Origin of the sequence: Desulfobaculum sp. SPO524 (assembly GCF_044987625.1) — a bacterium.
GTDB lineage: Bacteria > Desulfobacterota > Desulfovibrionia > Desulfovibrionales > Desulfovibrionaceae > Desulfobaculum.
On sequence record NZ_JBJDSB010000002.1, the window covers coordinates 729,333 to 751,959 of the forward strand.

Below are 22,627 nucleotides of genomic sequence, written 5' to 3' on the forward strand. Positions count from 1 at the left end.
CGCGTGAGCCCACGCATTTCGGTCATTATCCCCAACCACAACTATAGCCGGTACCTGCCGGAACTTTTTGCCTCCCTGCGCGCTCAGAGCGTGGGGCTTGGCGATGTGGAGGTGCTGTTTGTGGACGACGCCAGCACGGATGATTCCGTTACCGTGGCGCGGCGCCAGGGGGAGACGCTGGGCGCGCTTGATTTCCGCCTGCTGCGTATTGCGCGGCAGGGGCGGCCCGGCCCGGTGCGCAACGTTGGCCTTGCTGCGGCCCGCGGGCGGTATCTTTTGTGCATGGATTCCGATGACGTGCTGGAATCCCGTTTTTTGGAGGCAACACTTGCCGCCCTGAAGCAGGACCCGCGCGCCGGGCTGGCGTACACGGACCTTGTGCGCATAACGCCGGACGGGATGCACCATGTGGCCTTGCCGGAGTGCACCCTTGACCTGCTGCGCCAGCAGAATGTGGTGTCGTCCATGGTGCTGCTGCGCCGCGAGGCGTATGAAGCCTGTGGCGGCTTTCGGGGCGACACGCTGTACGAGGATTGGGACATGTGGCTGCGCATTGTGGCCGCCGGGTTCACGGCGCCGCATGTGCCCGAGGCGCTGTATGTCTACCGCGTGCACGCGGACAGCTTCACGTCCGGCGCGGTCATGCGCGATGCACAGGCCAAGGCGGCCATTGTCCTTGCCAACCGGCAGGTGTTTCCGGCCACGGTGGCGGCGTGGGCGCGCGGCGTTATGCGCGGCGAAGCGTGGGCGGCGCCGTTTGGGCGCGGGCTTATTCCACGGCCGGAAGATGTGCGGCGGCTGAGGCAGATAGCGCAGGACGTCCTGCGCAGGCGGCTGGAGCAAAAGCCCAAGCCGGAGAGTGACCATTATCCGCGGATGAACAATCGGGGCGGATGACAAAACCGGAGCGGCGCGCCAGACGGCCTTGACGTCGTCGGTGCTCTGTGCTCCTTGCAGCTTCATGAAATCACAACGAATATGGGGAACCCTCGACCCCTTTTATGAAGGGGGAGCCATCATGGGGCGCAGTGTGGCCAATGTGGCCTTTCTGCGCGCGCTTTTGCGGGCCGACCCCTTTGACGAATACCATTTCTTTCTGACGGGCAAAAAGCAGGTGGACAGCGTATCGGCGCGGCTGGCGGAGGACTTTCCCGCTATGGCCGAGGCCGGGCGCTTTTGCGTACGCCGGCGCGAGGCACTTCCCGCCGCGCTGGCGCAGACGGATTACCACGCCTTTCACCTGTCGGACTGCATCAACTATCCCGCCTACCTCGCCGCCCTGCGTAACGCCGAAAGCCGCGAGATATTCCCCATTACCGGGCCGACGCATTCCCTGAGCTATCAGCGCTATATGCGCGATTTCCTTGCCCACTTATGGCCGGGGACCACCCCGCGCGACTGCGTGGTGGCGACCTCGCGCACCGCCGTGGACGTTGTGGACGGCTTCTACAGCGCGCTTGAGTCTGGCTACGGCCTGCGCGGCGGTATGCGGCCGAGTGTGCGGCGCATCCCCCTTGGTGTGGACGCGGACTACTACCGCCCGGCCACGCCGCAAGAGCGCGCCGCGGCCCGCGCCAGCGTGGACATGGACCCCGACGGGGTGATGCTCCTCGTGTTTGCGCGGCTGTCGCCGTATTCCAAGATGGACGTTCTGCCGCTTATCCGGACGCTTTTGCGCGTGCGGCGGGGCGGGATGGACCTGTCCAAGGTCACCTTATGCCTTGGCGGCTGGAACGACGGCGTGGGGAACTTTCCCAATATGTTAAGGGAGATGGCGCGCAATATCGGCGTGGGCTGGCTGCTGGAGGAAAGCCCGTCGGACACGCGAAAGCGCGAACTCTTCTGGGCGAGTGATGTGTTTCTGTCGCCTGTGGATAATCCGCAGGAGACCTTTGGCCTGACGCTCCTTGAGGCCGGCGCCATGGGCGTGCCTGTGTTGGCCTCGGCCTATGACGGCTACCGCGACCTTGTGGTGGACGGCGCGACGGGATTCCTTGTCCCCACGGTGGGGCCGGTGCGCAGTGGGAGCATCGACAGAACGGCGCCCCTTGTGGCTGACGCCGAGGCGCACCTGCATATGGCGCAGCAGACCGCTGTGGATGTGGCCGTGATGGCGCAGCGGCTGGAGGCGCTGATGGTGGACGCAGGCCTGCGGCAGCGCATGGGCGCGGCGGCGCGGGAGCGCGTGGCGCGTGATTTTTCCTGGGATGAAGTGGTCCGCCAGCATTGCGCGTTGTGGGACGAATTATGGACCACCCCCGTGGACCGCGAGGCCCTGCGCGGCGTACGCCACCCCATGCATTTGCCTTATGCGGAGCTGTTTGGCGGTTACACGACGCTGCGCGTGGACGGCGACCTGCGCCTTGTCTGGTCCCAGTCCGGGCAGGCCGTGTACCGTGGGCGCGACTTTGTCACCATGTATGAGGGCATAGAGCGGCGCATTTCGCCGGAGGCCCTGCGGCGGCTGGTCTTTTTTGCGCGGCGCCCTATAGACGCCGCAGAGCTTGTGTCCCGCTACGCCGAGGCCGAAGGGCTGGGTGCGGAGGACGCGGAATTTGGCGTGCTGTGGGCGCTGAAGCATGATTTTCTGGAGCGGACCGATGTGTGATGCGCCCCCTGTGCATATTCATAGTGTGTTGGAATCGCGCGGCGGGGCCACGGCCATTGCCCGCGCGCTGCACGAGTCGCTCCTGCGGGAGGAGGCCGACAGCACCTTTGGCTACGAGATGGCGGAACTTGGCGACGCCAGCCGCGCGGCGCTCTGCGCGCCGCAGGATGTTGGCGCGCAGGCGACGCCCTCGCGCCTTGTGCACCTGCATGCCACGCGTGATTGGGCGGCGTGTCTTGGCGGTGTGGCCGGGCATCCGGCGGCGTTGGTGACGCTGCACGACTTTTCGCTTCTGACCGGCGGGTGCCATGCCCCGCTGGAGTGTCAGCAGTGGCGCACTGGCTGCGCCGGACCGTGTCCGCAGGCCTACCCGGAGACTGGGGCGGAGTGCCGGCGCCGGCGCGGGGCCGTGGAGCGCGTGGCCCCGGTGCTGGTGTCGCCGTCGCGGTACCTTGCCGCCAGCGCGCGCGAGGTGTTTCCGCAGACGGATGTGCGCGTTATCCCCAACGGCGTGCCATGGCCGCGGGGGCATATCTCCCGGGCGGAGGCGCGGCGCATTGCCGAAGTGCCGCAGGATGCGAAGCTGGTGCTCTTTGTGGCTCATGGCGGCACCAAGGCGGCGTTCAAGGCCGGGGGCAAATGGCATGACGTGTGGCGCAGCATCAAGGCCGCGGTGCCGGAGGCGCAGTGCTTTATGGTTGGGGGCGAGCGCTTTGAGCGGCAGGGCGATGTGACGCATTGGCCCTACGTGGACCGCCGCACCATGATGTGCTTTATGCGCGCGGCGGATGTGTTGGCGTATCCGACCATGGCGGACAACCATCCGCTGGTGGTGCTGGAAGCCATGAGTATGGAACTGCCCTGCGTGGCGTTTGGCGTTGGTGGCATACCGGAGCAGATGGTGCACGGCGAATCGGGCATGGTGCCCGCGCCCGGACGCTGGAATGACCTTGCCGCGCAGGTGGCAATGCTCTTAAAGCGCCCCCGCCTTGCGCGCGGCATCGGCCGGGGCGGCTACGAGCACGGGCAAACGCGCTTTACGCGGGAACGGATGGTTGCGGACTATCTGCGGCTGTACCGGCGTCTTGGCGGGCGTCTGCGCACGCCTGTGTGATGAACGCCGTTGCGGCCCGAGCGGCCTTTGCGTCGTACAGCAGGCCAATGTGGCTGACGGGGCGGGTCATCTGCTCTGTCCAGCCCGGCAGGTTGATGCGTAGGGCGCGCCCCGGCAGAACCATGGCGTCCACAGGCGAATACAGGCTCAGGCACGGGCACGGCGGTGTAGGTTCCGCATTGCGGATGGCCCGTATGGCCGGGCCGTCAAGGCGGATATCCTTTGCCAGCGTGCCAAGGGCGAGGGCCGCCAGCTTACTGCCCTGATGCGGCGTGCCCAGTGTGACCACCGCGTCCGTGTGACGGGCGATTGTGGGATATTTGAGCAGGGCGCGGATGAGCAGGCCGCCCATGCTGTGCCCCACAAGGACAATGCGCCGCTGCGGCTCCTTGTCCAACTCCCGGACAAGGCGCAGGGCAAGGCGGTCGGCCGTGGCGGTGAAGTCGCGCCCAAAGCTACAATAGCTCAGGGTGCGCTGGTCCGTCAGCCCCGCCCGCGCAAAGCGGCGCGAGGCTACAATCCACGCCGAAGCGTTGTGATAGATGCCGTGGATGAAGACCACGCGCGGCGCGCCGTCGGCACTGGCCTTTGGCAGCCAGAGTTTGGGAGCGATGGCCGCAGGTGATGTGAGCAGGATGGTCAGTTGACTGCGCACGCTGTTGAGCGCGCCCCGCAGGGTCCACGCCAGAGCGCGCGGCCCGCCAAGGGGATGCAGGGGCGAAGCGTCGCCCTCGTTGATGGCCTCGTACCAGAAGAGCAGTGTTGTTGCGGCGATGAAGAGCGCGACAAGGGCAAGAACCGTGGCCAGCAGCGTGATAAGAAGCGTTGTGAGCATGGGGAAATCTTTCCAAAAAGGCGAAAAGGCCGCATCCGGGTGATGCGGCCTTTGTGTTTGTGTCGTGATGCAGGGCGTTAGCCGTCGGCGGTGATTTGGTCCACGATTTCCTTGAGCTTGGCTTCGGATTCCTCAACGGGAACCTGACAGGTGCCCACGGCTTCGTGCCCGCCGCCGCCGTAGCGGAGCATGAGCTTGCCGACGTCGGTTTTGGACGTGCGGTTGATAATGCTCTTGCCCACGGTAAAGACCACGTTCTGGCGGTTCAGCCCCCACAGGATGTGCAGGCTGATGTTGATCTCCGGATACAGGGCGTAAATCATAAAGCGGTTGCCCGCGTAGATGATGTCCTGATTGCGCAGGTCGATAACGCCGCAGTTGCCGTGGACGGTGGTGTTGTCCTGCAGCATTTGCTTGAACAGTTTTTCCTGCTCATAGTAGCGGTCCACGCGTTCCTTGACGTCCGGCAGGGCCAGAATCTTTTCCACCGGCATGGCGCGGCAGTATTCGATGAGGTCTTCCATCAGGCGGTAGTTGCTGATGCGGTAGTCTCGGAAGCGGCCAAGGCCTGTGCGTGGGTCCATGATGTAGCCAAGCAGAATCCACCCGGACGGGTTGAGGATTTCTTCGCGGGTCAGGTTGGCGCTGTCCACCTTGTCCACGGCTTCCATCATTTCGTCAAAGTCTTTGGGGAATTTTTCATGCCCACCGTAGTACTCCCAGATCACGCGCGCCGCGCTGGGAGCCATCTTGTACATGCCTTTGTACTCGAAGTCCGCCCCAAGGCGGGCTCCCTCACTGGAGTGATGGTCGAACCACATTCCCGCGCCCTGCACATAGGGGACATTGGCGAGGATGTCGTTCTCCGTGACTTCGATGGTGCCGTCCTGCAAGTCCTTGGGATGGGCGAATTTCCATTCGTCAATCAGCCCGAGTTCGTTGAGCAGGACCGCGCAGATCAGTCCGTCGAAGTCGGATCTGGTAAGCAGTCGCATGAAAGTTCCTCCTTGCTGGAGCTTGCCGTGGTGGCTCTGCGCCGCCATGGGGTAAGCGGAGATGCATGTATGCTATACATTCAATCTTATAGCCAGAACGGTTAAAATCTGTCAAAGATTTTGGGTGAAAGTGGACGCAGTGAATTCGGTTTTTTCCTCAACATATGGTTTTCAATGAAAACGGTCATGCAGTTGGCTCTTTCTGTCATAATCGCCGTGGGCGCGTATTTGGGGTGGCTTTACGTTACGCAGGAGCGTTTGGTGTACTTTCCGGACGCCGATGTACGGGGCACGCCCGCCGATGTGGGCCTGCGTTTCGAGCGCGTGTGGCTGACGACATCCGATGGCGTGCGGTTGCTCGCGTGGTACATCCCCCATGCGTCGCCGCGTGGCGTGGTGCTGTTTTGCCACGGCAACGCGGGCAACATTTCCCATAGGCTGGACACCGTGCGTGTGCTGGCGTCCATGGGGCTGTCCGTTTTGTTGTTCGACTACCGGGGCTATGGCGAGAGCGAAGGCGAGCCGACGGAGGAGGGCACCTACAAGGACGTGCAGGCCGCGTGGGAATACTTGACCATTGCGCGTGAAATTCCGGCGCGGGAGGTCATCGTCTGGGGGCGCTCCCTTGGCGGGGGCGTGGCTTCGTGGCTGGCGGCGGAGCATGCGCCGCGCGCTCTTATCCTTGAATCAACCTTTACGTCCATCCCGGACCTTGGCGTGCGTGTGTACCGTTGGCTGCCGGTGCGGCTTTTGGCGCGCATCCACTACGCCACGGAGCGCCGCCTTGCCGCTATTTCCTGCCCTGTGCTCGTCATACACAGCCCACAGGATGAGGTTGTCCCCTACGACCTTGGCCGCCGCCTGTACGACGCCGCCCGCCCGCCAAGGCGGTTTGTGGAAATAGAAGGTCCGCACAACGACGGATTTCTCCGTTCGCTGCGCAAGTACACGGACGGTGTAGAGGCGTTTTTGCGCGATGAGGCGCGGACGCGAGGAGGCTTTGAAGGGGGAGAGCGCCTTGCTCGGTGAAGGGGCGCATTGAGGGGCCGCGCAGGCGCCCGCCGTTGTCCTCATTGCGGCGAGTCGGCGGGAGAGGCGGAGGGGCAGACAGACGAGGTTGCCGTGGCCGGAGGCCTGCGCTGCTGGCGGAAGGTGCGGGCGCGGGCGGTGCCTCGCGGAGGCTTTGCCACTAAGGAGGACGCTTCGAATCCATGAGGAGATGGATGGTTGACCAGTGTCGTCTCCCCCGCGTTGCCGGGGGCGAGCACAACGCGCCGCGCGGATGAGTCCGGGCGGCGCGTTGGCGTTTAGTTGTCCTTGGGCGGCGCGCTGGCGGGCTTCTTCCCACCACTCTGCCGCAGCACGCGGGCGAGGGCTTCGGAGCGGAGCATGCGGAGTTTATCGCCGGAGGCGGGGCCGTTGTCTTGGTCTTTGTCGTCAAGGTGCACGGCAAGGATGGTCTTGAGGTCGCGCCGCGCGGTGGGGCCGTGGTCGTGGTGTTTGTCGGCTTTGACCACGGCAAAGAGTTCGGATGTGAGCTGCTTGGCATGGGCAGCGGTGAGCAGGTCCACGCGGGTGCCGGGACGAAGCTCCGCGTAGCGGCCCGCCGTCATGTGCAGGCGCGCGCTCAGGCCGCCAGCGTGGATGAAGCGCGTAGGCAGGGCAAGGCGTTCACCAAGGCGCAGGGCCGGGGATTCGCCAAGGTCGTCGTGCCCGTGGTGGCTGGGGTGTTTGTCTGCGGGCGTCATTGTTTTGCCGAGGTCATGGCACAGCGTCATCCATGCCGCCACCTCCCGGTCCGCAGGTGCGGGCGGGAAGTCCTCGTCGCCAGCCAGCCGGTCCAGCGCCTGCGCCGTATGCTCAAGGACGTCCTCGTCATGCCACGGCAAAGGCCCTGCCGGGATGCCCGGCGCGGAGAGGAATTCCTGAAACCACACGCCAAGCGCGCCGCCGCTGTGCAGGGCGCGTAGAAAGTTGCCCGGAGCCGGGGAGCGCAGCGCCTTGCGCACTTCCTGCGCGATGCGCGGGGCGGCAAGGGCCGCAAAATCCGGCGAGGCCGCGGCCTCGCGCATGGCGGCGAGGGTTTCCTCGTGCAGAGTGAAGTGGGGCAGTTGAGCCGCAAAGCGCGCGGCGCGGAAGACGCGGAGCGGGTCATCCTGAATGGCGCGCGCCGAGGCGGGCCGGATGGTGTGCTCGCGCAGGTCGCGCGCGGCGCGGGGGTGGCCAATGACCATGGACAGCGCTGTGCCCGGAGTGGGGATGCGCGGATAGTCCGGCAGGGGCAGGGCGAGGGCGTTGATGGTGAAGTCGCGCGCGTCGAGGTCCGCCACAAGCTGGGCCTGCGCCAGCGCGCCGGGACCACTGCCGCAGCATGGGGCGCATGGCGAGCGGGGAAAGGCGTATTCGTGCCCGTCCATGATAAAGACAGGGAAGGCCTTGCCCACCTGCCGCGCGCTGGGAAAGCGCTGCTGGAATTCCTCCGCAGTGGCGTCCAGCACCAAAAAATCAAGATCTGTGGCGCTGCGGCCCGTGAGCATGTCGCGGACGGCGCCACCTACGAGGCATATTTTCATGCCTTCGGCGTATCATTTCTTGGAAATCGGGGCCAGTGGGATTGACCATGGCGACGCGGCGCAGTACTGCTGCGGCATGAACACGAACAAGGGCCTCTTTCTTTTGGGGCGGGGACTGGACGGCTTGGCCGACCCCCTGACCCCACAAACACTTGCGTCCTCGCACCCGGTGTGGGAGCGTGACGTTGCCGCGCACGGGCCGTGGCGTGATGCCGGAGAAGGGGCTTTCTCCGCTGCGTCATGGTCCCGGCAGCAGACAACACTGCTGTGCGGATCGTGTTCGTCCACGCTGGATGTGGCGCGTGATCCTGCCATTCTGGAGCGCCTTGGCGACTGGGACGGCGTGCTTGCGCAGTCGCAGTGGGCGGGGCGGGGACAGCTTCGGCGCGATTGGTCGTCGCCTGCCGGGAACATGTATTGCGCCCTGCGCATTCCCCGGCTGGACAAGGAATGGGACGCGGTTTTGCCGCTGCTCATTGGCTTTTTGTGCGCCGAGGCGCTGGACGCCTTTGGCATCCATGCCCTTATCAAGTGGCCCAACGACCTGCTGGTGGAAGGGCGCAAAGTCGGCGGTATTCTTATAGAAGAGCGCGCCGGATGCGTCATCGCCGGAATAGGCGTCAACATAGTGGCCGCACCGCCCGCAGGCACACTGCGCGAATCATGGTCCCCGCACGCCGCCGCACTTGCCGAGTGGTCCGGGGATGTTACGCCTTTAGCCCTGTGGGCCGCACTTGTGGATCGCTGTAAATATTGGTACAAGTCTGCGCTCTGCGGTGACACGTCTCGAATATTTCTTCAACGCATAGTCGGGCGCATGGCCTGGGTGGGTCATGACGTTCTGATTCATGGAACCGAAAAGGAATTTCGGGTCACCGTTGTCGGCCTTGCTCCTGACGGTGGGCTTGTCGTCAGGCGTGATGGGCGCCAAGAGATTCTTTACGCCGGAAGCCTCTCTCCGGCATAACGCCGGGCTCTCCTCCGGCCCCGCGTCCTGCGGGAGAAACGTTACGCATTGGGAGAATAGCCTTGTCAGGGAACAACTCGCGCGCGACCTCCTTCTCCGAGGTCCTGGAACATGTCAGGGAGAAGCGTATCCTCGTTGCCAACCGGGGTATCCCCGCGCGGCGCATCGCTCGCTCCATCCGCGAAATGTGGGGTGCCATCCCCGTGATGACCGCCACGAAGCAGGACAAGACCTCGCCGGCGTCAAACGGCGTTCAGGAGCTGTTACTGCTGGGTGATAATCCCCGCGCCTATCTTGATATCGACACCATTATCCGAAAAGCGAAAGCTCAGGGTGTCATTGCCATCCATCCCGGCTGGGGCTTTGCCGCGGAGGATGATTCCTTCCCCGAAAAGTGCCGTCAGGCCGGGATTGAATTCCTCGGTCCCGAGGCCGAACCCATGCGCATCCTTGGCAACAAGGTGCAGGTGCGTGAACTCGCCCGCAAACTCGGCGTGCCCGTGGTGCCGGGGTCCGATTCCGCCGTCAGCATCCCCGAGGCCCGCAAGGTTGCCGAGGAAATTGGCTATCCCATTATGCTGAAGGCAGAGGGCGGCGGCGGTGGCCGTGGCATCTATGAAGTCTACAAGCAGGAACAGCTTGAAGATGCCTTCGCCAAGGCGTCCACCATGGCGCAGGCCTCCTTTGGCAATCCGCGTCTGTACGTGGAGCGCCTGCTGACCAGCATCCGCCATATCGAGATTCAGGTCATCGCGGACAAGTACGGCAACGTCTTCGCCTTTGACGAGCGCGACTGTACCGTGCAGCGCAACCACCAGAAGCTGGTGGAAATTACGCCGTCCCCGTGGCCGAAGATGACCGAAGAACTGCGCGAGCAGCTCAAGGACTACTCCCGTCAGCTTGTGAAGGCCGTTGGCTACCACTCGCTGGCAACGGTGGAGTTCCTGGTGGATCAGGACGGGCGTGCCTACCTCATCGAGGTGAACACCCGCCTGCAGGTGGAGCATGGCATTACCGAATGCCGCTACGGCGTGGACCTTGTGGAAGAGCAGATCGCCATCGCCTTTGGCGCGAAGCTGCGCTTCAATGACGAGGACACCAAGCCGCTGAACCACGCCATGCAGGTCCGCGTGAACTGCGAGGACCCGCAGAACGGCTTTGCGCCCAACTCCGGCCTCATCACGCGCTACGTCTCTCCCGGTGGTCCGGGCGTGCGTATCGACTCCTGCGTGTGCGCCGGGTACGAATTCCCGTCCCAGTACGACTCCGCAGCCAGCCTGCTGGTCGCCTACGGCAAGACGTGGAAAAAGACCCTGCGCGTCATGGAGCGTGCGCTTCGTGAATATTTTGTCGGCGGCGTCAAGACGACCTTGCCCTTCCACAGGCAGATCATCCGCAACCGCCAGTTCCGCGATGGCGAGTACGATACCAACTTCATCGCCAAGACGCCGGAACTTATGCATTACCGCTACGAGGAGCCGGAGGCCCACCGCCTGACGCGCCTTGTGGCTGAGATATCCGCCAAGGGCTACAACCCCTATGTGCAGCTGGGCGAGTACCGTGGACGTACGGACAAGCGCATGGCGCGCTTTGAGCCGGTGCTGCCGGAGCTTGACCCCAAGCGCTTTGAGTCGCCCTATCCGCAGGGTGACCGCAAGGCGCTGCTGGACTACCTGCGCGACACGGACCATGTCCACTTTATGGACACCACCGCGCGCGACATCACGCAGTCCAACAGCGGCAACAGGTTCCGTCTGGCCGAGGATAAGCTCATTGGCCCGTACCTCGACAACTGCGGGTTCTTCTCGCTGGAGAACGGCGGCGGCGCGCATTTCCACGTGGCAATGCTGGCCAATATGACCTACCCGTTCACCGAGGCCGCGCGCTGGAATCAGTTCGCCCCCAAGACGTTGAAGCAGATTCTCATCCGCTCCACCAACGTGCTGGGCTACAAGCCCCAGCCGCGCAACCTCATGCGCCGCACGGGCGAGATGATCAACGAGCATTACGACATCATCCGCTGCTTTGACTTCCTGAACCACGTGGAGAACATGCGGCCCTTTGCCGAGGTGGCGCTGGCGTCCAAGGCGAATGTCTTTGAACCGGCCATCTCCATGTCGTGGGCGCAGGGCTTCACCGTCCAGCACTACCTGGGCGTGGTTGAGGAGATTCTGGGCCTTGTGCGCGATGTTGCGGGCGTGAGCCTGAAGCAGGCCGAGAAGATGATCATCCTTGGACTGAAGGACATGGCCGGCGTGTGCCCGCCGCACTTTATGCGCGAGCTGGTCGGCGCTATCCGCAAGCAGTACCCCGAACTGGTTCTGCACTACCATCGTCACTTTACGGACGGCCTCTTTGTGCCTGCCGTTGGCGCGGCCGCGCAGGCCGGAGCGCACATTGTGGATACCGCCATCGGCGCGTCCGTGCGCTGGTACGGGCAGGGCGAGGTGCTGTCCACCGCCGCCTACCTTGAGCAGGAACTCGGCCTCAAGACGAATCTGAACAAGGACATGATCCGCTCCTGCAACTTTGTGCTGAAGCAGATTATGCCGTACTACGACCGCTACACCGCGCCGTACTTCCAGGGCATCGACTACGATGTTGTGGACCACGGCATGCCCGGTGGCGCCACGTCGTCCTCGCAGGAGGGCGCACTTAAGCAGGGGCACATCCGTCTGCTGCCGTACATGCTCAAGTTCCTTGCCGGAACGCGCAAGATTGTACGCTATCACGACGTGACCCCCGGCTCGCAGATTACCTGGAATACGGCCTTCCTCGCTGTGACTGGCGCGTACAAGCGCGGCGGCGAGCGCGAGGTGCAGGAACTGCTGGACGTTCTGGACTTTGTGGTCAAGACGCCCGAAAACGAGCTGCCCGAGAATATGAAAAAGGCGCGTCTGGCGTTGTATTGCGACGCCAACGACGCGTTCCGCAGCCTGCTCCTTGGCGAGTTTGGCCGCCTGCCGCTGGGCTTCCCGGCGGACTGGGTGTACGAGAGCGCTTTCGGGCCGGAATACCAGTGCGCACTGGACCGCCGCACCGAGGCGTCTCCTCTCGAAACGCTGCCGGACGTGGACATCGACGCCGAGCAGGCTTCCTTGTCCGAGCGCCTGCGCCGCACACCCACGGAAGAGGAGCTGGTGATGTATCTGAATCATCCCGGCGACGCCCTTAAGACCATCGAATTCAGCGAAAAGTTCGGCGACTGCAATTGCCTGCCGCTGGATGTTTGGTTCGAGGGGCTGGAAGTGGGACGCGAGATGTTCTTTGAGGACTCCAACGGCAAGCCGCACTCCATGACCATCCTGCATATGTCCGAGCCGGACGAGCAGGGCATGTGCATTGTGCGCTATTCGCTGGATTCGGAATTCCTGAGCATGGAAGTGAAGGTTGCCGAGGCACAGGCCGCCGCAGCCGAGGGGATGGAAATTGCCGACCCCAAAAACTCCATGCAGGTCGGGTCCCCGTCCAATGGCGACCTTTGGGTGATGTACGTCAAGCCCGGAGATATCGTGGAAAAGGGCGAGGAGCTGTTCAATATCTCCATCATGAAACAGGAAAAAGCTGTGCTGTCGCCGGCTGCGGGCATCGTTAAGCGCGTGCTCAGGGCGGCGGATTATCAGGAAGACAGAAAAATGATTCCCGTCAAGGAAGGGGAGCTGCTCGTCGAGCTTGGGCCCATTCCTAAAACCTGCCCAACATGCAGGCAGCATATCCCTGCGGATGACTACGTGTTCTGCCCCGGATGCGGGCAGAAGCTCCAGTAGCGAAGCACCCGGGCAGGAGTCCATCCTGCCCGGTTTTTTTGCGGAGCAATCGTGTTGACGAGGCGAGGGGTGTAGGGGTATGTACAATCAGGTTATATTATTCACTTAGCAGATTGTGCTTGACCTACGCCGCGTTCATTATCTAAAGCCTGAGCGGCGCAAGCTTTTGCGCATGCAAATACAGATCATTATTCCCGATCCGCTCTCATAGGAGGAGAGAATGGCCAAAGGACAGCAGAAGGTAGCTGACGCTGAGAAAAAGACCGCCAAACCCACGAAAAAGCAGACATCAAAAGTGGACGCTCTTAAAGAAAAGATCGTGCTGAATGGCGCGGATATCGTCGCAATTGGCGAAGAGGCAGAGATCCTCGTCGGTGGCAAGAACTACAATACGGCCATCATCAGCCAGGTTGAAGGCATCAGGGCCCCCCAGTTCCGGGCTATCTCCTCCATCGCTTTCCATAAGCTCCTCGACGAAACCAAAGTCGATGCCGCTCTGGTTCGCTCTTCCGTTGAGGAAGAGTACAAGCGCATCGACTGGGGCGATGAAGAAGTCAATAAGGATTCGGATTATCTTCAGAAGTTTGTGCGGAACGTGGCCCGTAAGGTCCGCGATTCCGACTCCGAAGGCACCAAGGTCCGCCTGCGCTCCTTCGTGAATAACGTTGTGGACGGCTTTGCAACCTCTCCCGAGGGCATCGACCAGCTCCGCAAGCGTTCCGTCTTGGTGCAGACCGCCATCCTTTCCGTGGTGCTGCCCGCAGACGTGGAGCGCGAAGTTCGCTCCGCCTACACCGGCATCTGCAAGGAAGCCGGTCTTGAGGACGTGCCTGTGGCCGTCCGCTCCTCCGCAGCAGGCGAGGACAGCCGTAAAAAGGCGTTCGCCGGTCTTCAGGATACCTACCTGAACATCGTTGGCGAAAACCAGTGTGTGGAAGCCTACCACTGGGACTGCGCCTCTGCCTACAACCTGCGCAGCATGACCTATCGCCGCGAAGCCATCCTCGACGCCATTGCCGAGGCAGAGGCCACCGGCGACGACTCCATCGCCACCACGGCGAAGGAAGAGTGGGCCATCGAGAATACCTCCCTGTCCGTGTGCATCATGCGCATGATCAACCCGGTCATCTCCGGTACCGCCTTCTCCGCGGATACCGCCACCGGTTGCCGCGGCACCGACCGCAAGGACCTCGTCTCCGTTGATGCCAGCTATGGCCTCGGCGAAGCCGTTGTCGGCGGTATGGTCACCCCGGACAAGTTCTACGTCTTCAAGCGTGATGACAACGCCGAAGTCGTTATCCGCTCCATGGGCTTTAAGGATAAGAAGATTATCTACGATCCCGAGGGCGGTACCAAGATTGAGCGCGTTGATGATTTCAACGCTTACCAGTGGTCCCTGTCGCTTGCTCAGGCCGAGGAAGTCGCCCGCGGCGTCCGTGGCATCAGCAAGGCCTACGGCGGAATGATCATGGATACCGAATTCTGCATCGATTCCTCCGACCGTCTCTGGTTCGTGCAGGCACGCCCCGAGACCCGCTGGAACGAAGAATTCGAGCAGCACCCGCACACCATTTTCATGCGTCGCCTCGAAGTGGACCCCAAGGCGCTTACCCGCGCCGAGGTCATCATTGAAGGCAACGGCGCATCCCGCGGTGCTGGGCAGGGCGTTGTCCGCTTCCTGCGTTCCGCTCTTGAGCTGAACAAGGTCAACAAGGGTGACGTGCTGGCTGCAGAGCGCACCGATCCGGACATGGTTCCGGGCATGCGTATCGCCTCCGCCATTCTTGCCGATGTGGGCGGCGACACCTCCCACGCGGCCATCACCTCCCGCGAGCTGGGCATCCCCGCCATCATTGGCATCCAGCGCGCCGAAGTGCTGCGTAACCTCGACGGTCAGGAAGTGACGGTCGACGGCTCCCGCGCCAAGGTGTACCGCGGCAAGCTGCCCCTCATTGAGGTTGGCGGTGAGATTGATACCGCGAAGCTGCCGCAGACCAAGACCAGGGTCGGCCTCATTCTCGCTGACGTGGGCCAGGCGCTGTTCCTGTCCCGTCTGCGCAATGTGCCGGACTTCGAAGTTGGCCTGCTGCGCGCCGAGTTCATGCTGGGCAACATCTCCATCCACCCGATGGCGCTGGAAGCCTACGACTCCGGCCTGCTGGATACCCTCGTTGACAAGAAGCTCCGCGACCTTGACGCCCAGCTGACCAAGGTTGTGCGCGAGCAGCTCGCTTCCGGCGTGCGGACCCTCGACCTTAAGCTGCGCGACTACGTCGGCGAAATTACCGACCTCGCTCCGCAGATTCAGGCCTTGACCGAACGCGAAAGCACCCCCGGCGGCACCGAGGAAGTCCTCGCCATCCATCGCCACATGCGCGAACTGGACAAGCAGCTCGACTTCCATCTGGAGCAGGCCACCCATCGCCTCGACGTGCTCAAGACCTCCGAAGACCTTGAGGCCCACGTCGCCGTGGTTATGGGCTGGGCCGACGCCCTTGAGCAGTTCTCCGGTTCCGACACGCACAGCGTCAAGAGCCGTCAGGAGCTGCAGGCCAAGATCAACGAGCACATGCAGCTCGTGAAGGACAACCCCTACATCCAGGACGTCCTGCAGCGCATCGGCGAGATGCGCCGCGAAGTCGCCCGCCAGACCGGTCTGGCCAAGGAAATTGAGGAAGTCCGCACCCTGCCCGAGCGCATCCGCGAGCTTATCAAGTCCCGCGGCTACCGCAACGGCAAGGAGCACTACGTGCAGACCCTGTCCCAGAGCCTCGCGCTCTTCGCCATGGCCTTCTATGGCAAGGACATCGTCTACCGTACCACCGACTACAAATCCAACGAGTACCGCAACCTCATCGGCGGCAACCTCTTCGAAAGCTACGAAGACAACCCGATGATCGGCTACCGCGGTGTCTCCCGCAATATCCATGACTGGGAAATCGAAGCCTTCAAGCTCGCCCGTGGCGTGTTTGGCGGTAAGAATCTCCAGATCATGTTGCCCTTCGTGCGTACGCTGGAAGAAGCGCGCAGCATGAAGCGCTACCTTGAGCAGGTGCACAAGGTGAAGTCCGGCGAGGACGGTCTCAAGATCATCCTCATGTCCGAAATCCCGGCCAACGCCATTCTTGCCAAGCAGTTCATTGAAGAGTTCGACGGCTTCTCCATCGGCTCCAATGACATGACGCAGATGGTGCTCGCCACGGACCGAGACAACGCCAGACTTCAGCACATCTACGACGAAGAGGACCCGGCCGTTATCTGGGCCATCCTCGTGACCATCTTCACTGGTCAGAAGTACGCCAAGAAGGTTGGCTTCTGCGGTCAGGGTGTCTCCAACAGCGTGATTCTGCGCGGACTGGTTGCCATTGCCGGCATCACCTCCGCCTCCGTTGTGCCGGATACCTACCACCAGACCAAGGAAGAGATGGCCGCTGTTGAGGCGCTGAACATCCCGCTCGCCAACCTTGGCAAGTGGCTCGGACAGCAGCACCTCAACCGTCTCATCAAGCTCCTTGAGGAGGAGAACTACGGTCACATCCTCAAGAAGTACAAGACGCCTGCCGACTTCCTCGAATGGTACGAGGGCGAGCTTGCCCGCTTTGCCGAGCAGCTCCGCGAAAACCTCGACGCCGAGAAGGAAGAGTTCTACCGTCAGGAGATGCAGCGCTTCCGTGCCACCTTCCACAAGCCGGTTATTTACGCCAGCTGGGACTGGGAGAGCACCGTCCTCGACGCCCTGCATCAGGCCGGTTTCGCCAACTTCGACGAGCAGATCAAGGCGCTGGAAAAGCAGCGTAAGGCTCTCGGACTGGCCTAGTTCTCCGCACACCGGAGACCGCACGGCATCCGCATGCAAAGCCCCCCGGACCATCGGCCCGGGGGGCTTTTTTACACCGCAAGGGCCGCGCGCCACGCGTCCCGCACTTCGCAATGACAACCCACAGGGGAATCCGCCATATGCCCACTCCACAAGCGTCCCTCGCAGGCTGGGAACTGGCCGTGCCGCTTCTCGCCGAAGGGGCACACACCGCGCTCTTGAACACCGTTCACAGCATGCGCCAGTCCGCCACCATCTACCCGCCCGAAGGCCTCGAATTCAACGCCCTTGCGCAGACGCCATTTGACGCCGTCAAGGTCGTCATTCTGGGGCAGGACCCCTATCACGGCCCCGGTCAGGCCCATGGGCTTTCCTTCTCCGTCCCCGAAGGCGTTCGCGTGCCGCCATCCCTGCGCAACATGTTCAAGGAGATTCAGGCCACCGTGTACAACGGCGAAGAGCGCCAATGCTCCACCGACCTCACCCGCTGGGCGCAGCAGGGCGTTTTGCTCCTGAATGCCATATTCACCGTTGAGGCAGGCAAGGCCGGCTCCCATCGCCGACTCGGCTGGGAGCGCATCTCCGACGCCATTGTTTCGGCCATTTCGGATCAGCATCAGCACGTCGTCTTTCTCCTGTGGGGCAGCTTCGCCCGCAGTAAAGCCGCCCTTATTGACACCACCAAGCACCTCGTCCTCGAAGCCGCCCACCCCTCGCCACTCTCCGCCTATCGCGGCTTCTTTGGCTGCAACCACTTCGCCCTTGCGAATGACGACCTTGTGCGCCATGGGGGAGAACCTATCAAGTGGTAGATGGAAAGGGGATGGGGTAGGGAAAGAGGGAGAAAGTCAATGCCTCCGGCGGGTTAAGGGAATGATTCCCTTAACAATCCCCAGGATTTTATGGGCGGAAGCCGCCCATAAAATAGACGTTGGGCGGCGGGAGTCGTCAGGGGTGACGACAGGCCAGTCTCCGCGCACCCGGTCTGTGCGCACGCAGGATACATAAGGACGGTAGTCCTTATGCCCCCGGAGGGAAAAAAGGGTGGGCGTCGCCGCCCCGGTGGGCTTGCCATGCCGGCGGGTGCGGGAGTCGTCAGGGGTGACGACAGGCCAGTCCACGCGCATCCGGCCTGTGCGCACGCAGGATTCATAAGGATGGTAGTCCTTATGCCCCCGGAGGGAAAAATGGGTGGCATTTCCCGCCTCGGTGGGCCAAAAGCACCATGAAAAAAGGGCGCTCCTGATGTATCGGGAGCGCCCTTGATGCGTTTGGAAGGGTGAGGGTGGCGGTTAGTTCATGCGCGAGGTGATGTTGTTGTCAATCCACCGTCCATCCCACCATTCGATGGGGTTGACGGGCACGCCGCCGACGAAGACGCCGAAGTGGAGGTGGTCGCCACCGGCGAGGCCGGTTGCGCCTGTGCGGCCGATGATCTGGTTCTTTTTGACCATGTCGCCGACGCTGACGTCGATGCTGCTCATGTGCGAATAGAGGCTCATGAGTCCAAGGCCGTGGTCGATGACAACGCTCTCGCCGTAGATGCCGAAGAAGCCGGTGTGCACAACCTTACCGTTGTTGGCGGCGGGGATGGGTGCGTGGCGGACGGAGGCGAGGTCGATGCCGAGGTGCGTCTGGTGGTCCACGTCCTTTCCGGCGTACTTGTAGGTACGGCGGTCGCCGAATCCGGCGCGGTTAGCGGCGTTAGGCAGGCGGGAGAAGCGTCCTTCCCACATGGGGGTGGCGGTACTTTCGCTGCCGAGCTTGTGCATTGCCGCGCGGTTTTTCACGCGCAGTTCGCGGTTGACCATCAGGTAGCGTTCCAGTTGCGTGGGCGCGTCGGGGAACTCGTCCTCGAACTGGGGCATCTTGGCGTTGAGGAAGCGGTCGGGCAGGTTGATGACGTCGTGTCGGAACTTCCGGTCGTTGACGTGGTAGTAGAAGGAATCCTTCCGGGTGTTTCCTGCCTTGTCCGTGGCGATGAGCACCGGGGAGAACTGCTCCACGGTCATGTCCTGCGGGAAGGCGAACAGGCAGAGGTAATTGCCGTTTGCCTGCTTGTACCCACGGAAGAACTCGTCGCCGATCTGTACGCCGGACTTGGAGACATCCTCGTTCACGGTATAGGCAACGCAGCCGGAGCCGCCCCGGTTCAGGTTGTGCTGCCCGGAAAGGACGACAACGCGGGGCTTTTTGGTATCCAGTTCAAACTCCCACGTCTTATTGGCGGTGTTGCCTTGTCCCATATTGTAGATAGAACGGTCCGTGGCGGAAACCGTAATGCTGACCGGTCCGTTGCGGAATTTGGTCTGCGAGAGATCGAATTCCACTGTTGCTTCCAGCGGATTGGCGAAGGTGTCCTGCTTGAGCAGGGCAACGCTGCGGCCTTTCTGCGTGGCGATGACGGACAGGTTCTTGATACCGGTAGTGGGGTCCACGGCGGTGAGGGAGAACGAGGATTCCGCACCGAGGTAGCCTTCACCGGGGGTGAGGGTCAGCTCGGGGGCGCGTCTGTCCTTGAGGTAGAGGATGCCGCCCACGGCTACCGCTGCAAGGAGAAACACGAGGATTGAGACTGTTACGAGTTTTTTCATTCTACTATTGCTCTGTAATGACGGATTTCAGGTTGAACGAGTCCTCTGCGAGGACGGTTTGCCGTTGGGTTCGGCTTTGATGGATACCGTTTTCAGGGGCTTATGCCAACCCTCGGCAACATTTTGTCGCACGCGGGTAGAGCATGGTGTCGGATATTCGACGAAACTGCTGTGCGACGCGGAAAAAGGCAAATACGATGATGCGCGCTTTGGGTGGCAACGCAGTACGACTGATGGGAAAAATTTCGATAGGGGGTGGATTATTCCATAGTTCTCTTGTATGGAAAAATTGTTTACTCACTCAAATCAGAGGCTTATACGGCATTCAGTGAATGCCGTTTAAGAAGTGAATACGATTTACTGAGTTGTGATACTGATTGACATACCATTTCAACCATCATGCAAAATGCGCGAATATATGGCGTTTTACTGAAAAAAAGTCGCCGATTCCATTGACTGGGTACTGTATTTGTGCTCATTCAACAAGAAATACCATTCGTGCAGTGCTGATTCCATAAACACTTGAACGGTAGGATGGAACGCCAGTTTTTCTTTGGCGGATTGGTCCGCCGCTGTTTGGTAACTATGGAGGTGTCTTATGAAATGTTCAATTGGTAGCGGTAAGCATGACGTCATGGAAGCCCTGAAAGCAAAAGGGATTTCACGCCGTGAGTTCATGAAGTTCTGTGCCGCTGTATCCGCCGCTATGGCTGCGGATGCGTCCTTCACTCCCGCCCGCGTGGCGGAAGCCCTCACCGCTAAAGAGCGGCCGACGGTTATCTGGCTGCATTTCGCCGAATGTACGGGCTGCTCCGAGTCCGTCCTGCGTAGCACCGAGCCGGATATCGCGACGGTTCTGTTTGATGTCATCTCCCTCGATTATCATGAGACCCTCATGCAGTGCGCCGGTGAAGCCATCGAAGAAGTTCTGCACAAGACCGTCCACGAGAAAGAAGGCAAGTTCGTTCTGGTCCTCGAGGGCGGCGTGCCCACCAAGGACGGCGGCATCTACGGCAAGGTCGGCGGCAAGACCATGTACTCCACCCTGCAGGAGATTTACCCCAAGGCACTGGCAACCATCGCCATCGGCACCTGTGCCGCATACGGCGGCGTGCAGAAGGCTGCCCCGAACCCCACCGGTGCAAAGGGCTGCAGCGAAGCCCTCGGCGGCGCCCCGATGATCAACGTCCCCGGTTGCCCGCCCAACCCCATGAGCTTCATCGGTACCGTGGTGCACTACATCACCAAGGGTATGCCCGAGCTCGACGAATACGGCCGTCCCTACCTCTTCTACGGCGCAACTGTTCACGAAAACTGCCCCCGCCTCAAATACTTTGAGGAAGGACTTTTCGCCCCCTCCTTCGATTCCGAAGAAGCCAGAAAGGGCTACTGCTTGTACGAGCTGGGTTGCAAAGGCCCCAACACGTTCAACAACTGCCCGAAGGTTCTGTTCAACCAGGTCAGCTTCCCCATCCAGGCCGGCCATCCCTGCATCGGCTGCTCCGAGCCTGATTTCTGGGATGAGATGAGCCCGTTCTACGACGTGTACTAGCGTGGAATTGTAGAACACACTGGTTAACAGAAGACGCTTGAACTACCATTTAGGAGGAAGTTATGGCTGGTTGTAAGTCCAAAGCGGCCCCGGTAACTCCTGTCGGGGATTACACCGGTAAAGTCGTTATCGATCCCATTAACAGAATCGAGGGCCACCTCCGCATCGAAGTGGAAGTGGAAAACGGTCGCGTCAAGAACGCGTGGTCCAGCTCGCAGCTGTTCCGTGGTCTGGAGCTGATCCTCCAGGGCCGTGACCCCCGCGACGCCAAGCACTTCACTCAGCGCGCCTGTGGCGTGTGCACCCACGTGCATGCCTTGGCGTCCACCCGTTGCGTGGACAACGCCATCGGCGTTGACAAGCGCATCCCCGAGTCTGGCCGTATCCTGCGCAACATGCTTCTTGGTGCGCAGTTTATGCATGACCACATTGTCCACTTCTATCACCTCCATGCACTCGACTGGGTCGACGTTGTCAGCGCGCTGTCCGCCAGCCCCAAGGGCGCGGCAGACCTCGCCAACGGCGCAGGCCTTGGCCACCGCAAGCACACCGTGAAGGAACTGGAAGAGACGCAGGCACGCTTGAAGAAGTTCGTTGGCTCCGGCCAGCTGGGCATCTTCTCCAATGCGTACTTCCTGGAGCCTCACGCCGCGTACAAGCTGCCGCCGGAACTCAACCTGCTGGCAACCCATCACTACCTGCAGGCCCTGAAGCTTCAGATTCTGCCCGCACGTATGATGGCCATCATCGGCGGCAAGAACCCGCACACCCAGAGCCTCTACGAGGGCGGCATCACCTGCTACGACGCTCTGAAGAAGGAAAATCTGGCGCAGTTCAAGGCGCTGTATCAGGAAACCATCGAGTTCGTGAACAACACCTACCTGCCGGACATTCTGGCCGTTGCTCCGTACTACCTCGATTGGGGCGGCATCGGCGGAACCACGCACTTCCAGAGCTGTGGCGAGTTCCCCACCGACGAAGCCGACATGTACAGCCGCTTCATGCCCTCCGGCGTGATCTACAACCGCGACATCGCCAACATCCACGACTTCGACCTCAAGAAGATCGAGGAAAGCGTGAAGTACAGCTGGTACAAGGACGGCGATCCCAAGCATCCGTGGCACGGCGTCACGGAGCCGGAATACACCGGCATGGACCGCATGACCTCCGAAGACACCGGCAAGTACAGCTGGATGAAGGCTCCCCGCTACAACGACAAGGCCACCGAAGTTGGCCCGCTGGCGCAGGTGCTGGTTGCCTACGGCCGCGGCCATAAGCCCACTGTGGAAGTGGTCAACAAGGTGCTCAGCACCCTCGGCGTTGGCCCCGAAGCTCTGTTCTCCACCCTCGGCCGTACCGCCGCCCGTTGCATCGAGACCAAGGTCATCGGCGACGAGATGGTCAACTGGATCGAGCAGCTTGAGAAGAACATCTCCATGGGCAAGACCGACATCGTGGCGCCCTTCGAGATGCCCGACAAGGCCTTCGGCGTTGGCCTCGTCAACGCACCCCGCGGCACCCTGTCGCACTGGGTCGAAATTGAAGGCGGCAAGATCAAGAACTTCCAGCTGGTCGTTCCGTCCACTTGGAACCTTGGCCCGCGCAGCGACGACGGCACCCTCAGCCCGGTTGAGGAAGCGCTCATCGGCACTCCGGTGTTCGATCCCAAGCGTCCTGTCGAAATCCTGCGTACCGTCCACTCCTACGACCCCTGCATCGCCTGTGGCGTGCATGTGATCGATCCCGAAAGCAACGAGACCTACAAGTTCAAGGTCTGCTAAAGAGGGTAGACATCACGTTTGAAT

14 protein-coding genes are annotated in these 22,627 nt (G+C 61.8%); 10 read left to right on the plus strand and 4 right to left on the minus strand.

What is annotated here, in order from left to right; genetic code table 11:
* Window positions 1–3 precede the first annotated feature (3 nt).
* The 3 genes from ACI3L3_RS08910 to ACI3L3_RS08920 all read left to right on the plus strand — a co-directional run bounded on the left by ACI3L3_RS08910 (window position 4) and on the right by ACI3L3_RS08920 (window position 3,722).
* The gene (locus tag ACI3L3_RS08910; RefSeq protein WP_404844759.1) at window positions 4–897 is read left to right on the plus strand and encodes a glycosyltransferase family 2 protein; all 894 of its coding nucleotides are present in this window, start codon (window positions 4–6) and stop codon (window positions 895–897) included.
* Between the two features lie 64 nt (window positions 898–961).
* Entirely contained in the window at window positions 962–2,608 is a 1,647-nt protein-coding gene (locus ACI3L3_RS08915) for a glycosyltransferase family 4 protein (RefSeq protein WP_404844760.1), read from the plus strand.
* Complete coding sequence (locus ACI3L3_RS08920; protein WP_404844761.1) at window positions 2,601–3,722, plus strand: glycosyltransferase; 1,122 nt, start codon at window positions 2,601–2,603, stop codon at window positions 3,720–3,722. The genes ACI3L3_RS08915 and ACI3L3_RS08920 overlap by 8 nt, the downstream gene beginning before the upstream one ends.
* On the opposite strand, the gene ACI3L3_RS08925 is transcribed toward ACI3L3_RS08920, so the two are convergent.
* On the minus strand, window positions 3,646–4,557 hold the full coding sequence (locus tag ACI3L3_RS08925; protein ID WP_404844762.1) for an esterase/lipase family protein: 912 nt from the start codon (window positions 4,555–4,557) through the stop codon (window positions 3,646–3,648). The genes ACI3L3_RS08920 and ACI3L3_RS08925 overlap by 77 nt on opposite strands.
* Before the next feature lie 77 nt (window positions 4,558–4,634).
* Window positions 4,635–5,552, minus strand: coding sequence for an exopolyphosphatase (locus ACI3L3_RS08930; RefSeq protein WP_404844763.1), 918 nt, complete (start codon window positions 5,550–5,552; stop codon window positions 4,635–4,637).
* Window positions 5,553–5,738: 186 nt separating this feature from the next.
* Between ACI3L3_RS08930 and ACI3L3_RS08935 the strand changes: the two genes are divergently transcribed.
* On the plus strand, window positions 5,739–6,581 hold the full coding sequence (locus ACI3L3_RS08935) for an alpha/beta hydrolase (RefSeq protein WP_404844764.1): 843 nt from the start codon (window positions 5,739–5,741) through the stop codon (window positions 6,579–6,581).
* Window positions 6,582–6,859: 278 nt separating this feature from the next.
* Here ACI3L3_RS08935 and ACI3L3_RS08940 read toward each other — a convergent pair whose 3' ends face one another.
* Entirely contained in the window at window positions 6,860–8,125 is a 1,266-nt protein-coding gene (locus ACI3L3_RS08940; protein WP_404844765.1) for an HD domain-containing protein, read from the minus strand.
* Between ACI3L3_RS08940 and ACI3L3_RS08945 the strand changes: the two genes are divergently transcribed.
* The 4 genes from ACI3L3_RS08945 (at window position 8,124) to ung (ending at window position 17,488) form a co-directional block, all read left to right on the plus strand.
* The gene (locus ACI3L3_RS08945; RefSeq protein ID WP_404844766.1) at window positions 8,124–9,092 is read left to right on the plus strand and encodes a biotin--[acetyl-CoA-carboxylase] ligase; all 969 of its coding nucleotides are present in this window, start codon (window positions 8,124–8,126) and stop codon (window positions 9,090–9,092) included. The genes ACI3L3_RS08940 and ACI3L3_RS08945 overlap by 2 nt on opposite strands.
* Window positions 9,093–9,154: 62 nt before the next feature.
* Complete coding sequence (locus ACI3L3_RS08950) at window positions 9,155–12,859, plus strand: pyruvate carboxylase (RefSeq protein WP_404844767.1); 3,705 nt, start codon at window positions 9,155–9,157, stop codon at window positions 12,857–12,859.
* Window positions 12,860–13,079: 220 nt separating this feature from the next.
* Window positions 13,080–16,676, plus strand: a complete 3,597-nt coding sequence (locus tag ACI3L3_RS08955; protein ID WP_404844768.1) for a PEP/pyruvate-binding domain-containing protein — start codon at window positions 13,080–13,082, stop codon at window positions 16,674–16,676.
* Between the two features lie 140 nt (window positions 16,677–16,816).
* A complete protein-coding gene (ung, locus tag ACI3L3_RS08960) occupies window positions 16,817–17,488 on the plus strand; it encodes a uracil-DNA glycosylase (RefSeq protein WP_404844769.1) in 672 nt (223 codons plus the stop codon).
* 480 nt (window positions 17,489–17,968) lie between these two features.
* On the opposite strand, the gene ACI3L3_RS08965 is transcribed toward ung, so the two are convergent.
* Window positions 17,969–19,270, minus strand: coding sequence for a M23 family metallopeptidase (locus ACI3L3_RS08965; RefSeq protein WP_404844770.1), 1,302 nt, complete (start codon window positions 19,268–19,270; stop codon window positions 17,969–17,971).
* A 598-nt stretch (window positions 19,271–19,868) separates the two neighbouring features.
* Here ACI3L3_RS08965 and ACI3L3_RS08970 point away from each other — a divergent pair.
* Together ACI3L3_RS08970 and ACI3L3_RS08975 are read left to right on the plus strand one after the other, a co-directional pair.
* Complete coding sequence (locus ACI3L3_RS08970) at window positions 19,869–20,822, plus strand: hydrogenase small subunit (protein WP_404844771.1); 954 nt, start codon at window positions 19,869–19,871, stop codon at window positions 20,820–20,822.
* Window positions 20,823–20,884: 62 nt separating this feature from the next.
* Window positions 20,885–22,603: a nickel-dependent hydrogenase large subunit gene (locus tag ACI3L3_RS08975; protein ID WP_404844772.1), complete on the plus strand. Its 1,719-nt coding sequence runs from the start codon at window positions 20,885–20,887 to the stop codon at window positions 22,601–22,603.
* Window positions 22,604–22,627: the final 24 nt, after the last annotated feature.